Source organism: Bacillus sp. GMs2/2 (assembly GCF_050172095.1).
GTDB lineage: Bacteria > Bacillota > Bacilli > Bacillales > Bacillaceae_G > Bacillus_A > Bacillus_A cereus.
In genome coordinates this window covers 1-3,334 of sequence record NZ_JBNLYE010000403.1, presented here as the reverse complement: position 1 = coordinate 3,334, position 3,334 = coordinate 1, and the positions used below count along the sequence as shown (strand labels likewise).

Genomic DNA, 3,334 nt, shown 5'->3' with positions numbered 1-3,334 from the left:
TAGAGAATTAACTTCTCTAACCTTTTTATATACACTATTAGGTTTCAAACAGTAAAGATGCCCTAATGCTACCATTGATCCTGTTCCCTATTCAACCTTGTATAAACAAAAAAATCAGATATTACCACTATTCAAAACCAGTTACAATTCTCTCTTTCATTTTCTGTATTACTTCACTGCTCAATACTTTTTGACCAGCAGGAAGTTTTAATATGGCAGCGGCACCTTTACTAAGGTATATTTCTTGATCATTATTTTGATTTACTACCAATATTCCTTGCCCTTCAAATTCGAAATAACTAATATCTTTTGTTTCATTTGTATTATTTTTTATTGCTTTATATAATCCATATAAATCTTTACTTCTATTTTCTCCGCCCGTTCGAATCGGTTCAGTATCATTCGCAACAATTAGTCCTTCTGGCTGCTCACCCTTCATAATAAACCACAGCTTTTCATTTGTTGGTAATAGTAAATTCTTAAATTCAGAGCTATTTAAAATTTGCTGTGCTGGAATTGTTTCATAGATTGGTAACGAAAATGGAGATGTTGTTATTTTTTCAAAACTTAAATTTTCAGAAGAACTTCCCTTACTATATTGATAATCTTTTAATGCGATCGATTGTACTGATTCACTTTTATTTTTTGATGCATAACTAATTTTACTAGCGAAAATAATAACGGTCATTAAGCACATGCACAGTATCACAAGCTTAAGTAGTTTTCCCATTTATGAACCCCCGCTTTTAATATTATTAGTTTGCATGGATATTATAAACAGTTTCACTCCACCAAAAATTATTATTGTTATGGAACGTACTGAAATTATGATTATAATGATCACCATACCAAGGGTCCATGTATGTTATATAATCTGTTCCATTTGTCCCTTTATAAAATCCATCAAGTACTAGAAAGTGTCCGATGTTAGCTCCATTTTGCCACATAATGAGTGCAATCATCGGCTGATTACTATTAATTTGACTTTTGAACCAATCATAAGATTTTGCTCCAGAACTTATAGCTGAGCTAACACCATATCCCGATAATCCATATTGTATTTCACGTGAAGTTGCAGGATTATTATATGATCCACCCTTAACATACCTAACATACTGATCTTGTGAAGGAGTTTTCCCAAAATAATTTAAAACTGAAACCGAAGTGCCTGCCCAACACCAATTTGATCTTTCTTGTAATATGTTAGGTACAGATAATTTACGGTCTGTTGGTGTACTTGGGGGATTTCCATTAATATACGCTGACGTTACATATACTTTTTTTCCATCTTTAAAATAATAAAACCAACGATTATCTAAATTTCCTGTCCAGTAATCTTTAACCGCTTCACCATACTCCCATCCTTTAAAAGATACTTTTTTATTTCCGGGAATCACATCTACAATATTTGCATTCAAACTTTTTGCCTCTCTAACATTTACATTCAATGGAGCTGTTGTTCCTGAAAATTCAACTTCTTCTGCTATTATTTTCTGAACACCAATAAAACTAAATGTGAAAAACAATAAAAACATACAAACAATAAAATGCTTTCTTTCCTTCATTTCTCCACCCCTTCATTAGTACTAAAAAACATCAACAATTCATCCTTATTAATTGTTCAAGCTTAATATTACATACTAACGAAAAATGACTTCTCATAAAGTGAAACTTTAATCAGTAGTGGTTTTATTCATCCCCCACGATTATTAGTTGAACCAATCGGGCTGCCCGGCAAATAGCGGGATAAATTCCAATACAAAAAAGGAGCCTATAAATTTTTATAGGCTCCTTTTTATTTCGTCGTTATTACTTAGCTAATTCTTTCGTACCCTTCATTACATCAATGAAGAATCCCCAGTTATTCACTACAGAAGAGATACTGATATGTTCATCTGGAGTGTGGACGTTGAAAATGTCTGGTCCAAATGAAATTGCATCTAATTCAGGCATCTTTTGAACGAATGCGCTACACTCAATCCCCGCATGCACAGCGAAGATTTCAATTTCTTTATTGTATTTTTCTTGATGTACTTTTTCAAATAAATTACGAATTTGTGAGTTTGGATTGTATGGCCATTCTGGATACTCTGACTCTATTTCAAATGTAGCACCAACTAATTCAGCAATATATTTGATTTCTTCTGCAACATGTTGTTTTAAACTACTTACAGAACTTCGCACTTCGTTACGTAATTTAATTTCATCTTGCAACGTTTCAATAACGCCTAAATTTGTTGAGCTTTCTACAAGACCTTTAATATCCATGCTCATACTTTGAATACCATTCGGAATTAAGAATAATGATGAAATAAGCTGCTTTTGTGTCTCTTTAGCAAATACTTTTTCAACTGTTTCATCCAATTTTGTCAGTGTAACATGAACATCTGGATCAACAGCACGCATTTCTTCTTGTAATACACGTGTCCATGATTCTAGTTTTTCTTCTACTTGTCCTACATCTTCTGTACGAATTAAAATTGTAGCTACACTTTCACGCGGAATTGCATTCGTTTTTAATCCGCCGTGAACTTCACTTATGTAAAACTCCGTACGTGCTGATAAATCACGTAATACTCGTCCTAATACTTTGTTCGCATTACCGCGTTGTTTATCAATCTCCATACCAGAATGTCCGCCTTTTAGACCACCAACATATAGACGGTATGCATCCATATTCGCTGGCGCTTCATCCCAAATTACGGGAATTGTTTCAACAGCTTTCGCACCACCTGCACTACTTACAAGTAATTTATGATCTTCTTCAGAATCAATATTTATAAATATCTTTCCTTCAAAATGATTTGGATCAATAGCAAAAGCCCCGCCCATTGTCGTTTCTTCTTCAGTAGTGATAACGACTTCAAGTGCTGGATGCAGAATTTCTTTCGAATCTAATAAAGCTAATGCATACGCAACTGCAATACCATTATCAGCACCTAGAGTTGTTTGATTTGCATATAACATGTCCCCAATGATTCGTAATTCAATTGGATCTTTTTCAAAATCATGTACTGTTGCTTGATTTTTTTCGCAAACCATATCCATATGACCTTGAATAATAATAGCTGGTACATTTTCATAACCAGCTGTTGCTTCTTTTTTAATAATGACATTTAATGCTTCATCTTGAATGACTTCTAAGTCACGCTCTTTTGCAAAGCCCACTAAATAATCACTAATTTCCTTTTCATTACCTGATCCTCTAGGAATCTTTGAAATTTCTGCAAAATGATAAAATACAGGGTGCTTTGTTAATTGTTCTAAAGTAGAATACATTTTTCAAGCTCCTCTCAAAATGAAAAAATAGTATGTAAGTCTTTTATCATTATAC

General features: G+C 33.3%; 3 protein-coding genes. All 3 read right to left on the bottom strand.

Translation table 11 applies throughout. The features are described from left to right. Positions 1-127: 127 nt before the first annotated feature. Positions 128-730: a hypothetical protein gene (locus ACQGS6_RS25105; protein ID WP_000517260.1), complete on the bottom strand. Its 603-nt coding sequence runs from the start codon at positions 728-730 to the stop codon at positions 128-130. 25 nt (positions 731-755) lie between these two features. Then, positions 756-1,565, bottom strand: coding sequence for a papain-like cysteine protease family protein (locus ACQGS6_RS25100; RefSeq protein WP_000664542.1), 810 nt, complete (start codon positions 1,563-1,565; stop codon positions 756-758). A gap of 244 nt (positions 1,566-1,809) precedes the next feature. Next, entirely contained in the window at positions 1,810-3,279 is a 1,470-nt protein-coding gene (pepD, locus tag ACQGS6_RS25095; protein WP_000287533.1) for a beta-Ala-His dipeptidase, read from the bottom strand. Between the last annotated feature and the right edge of the window lie 55 nt (positions 3,280-3,334).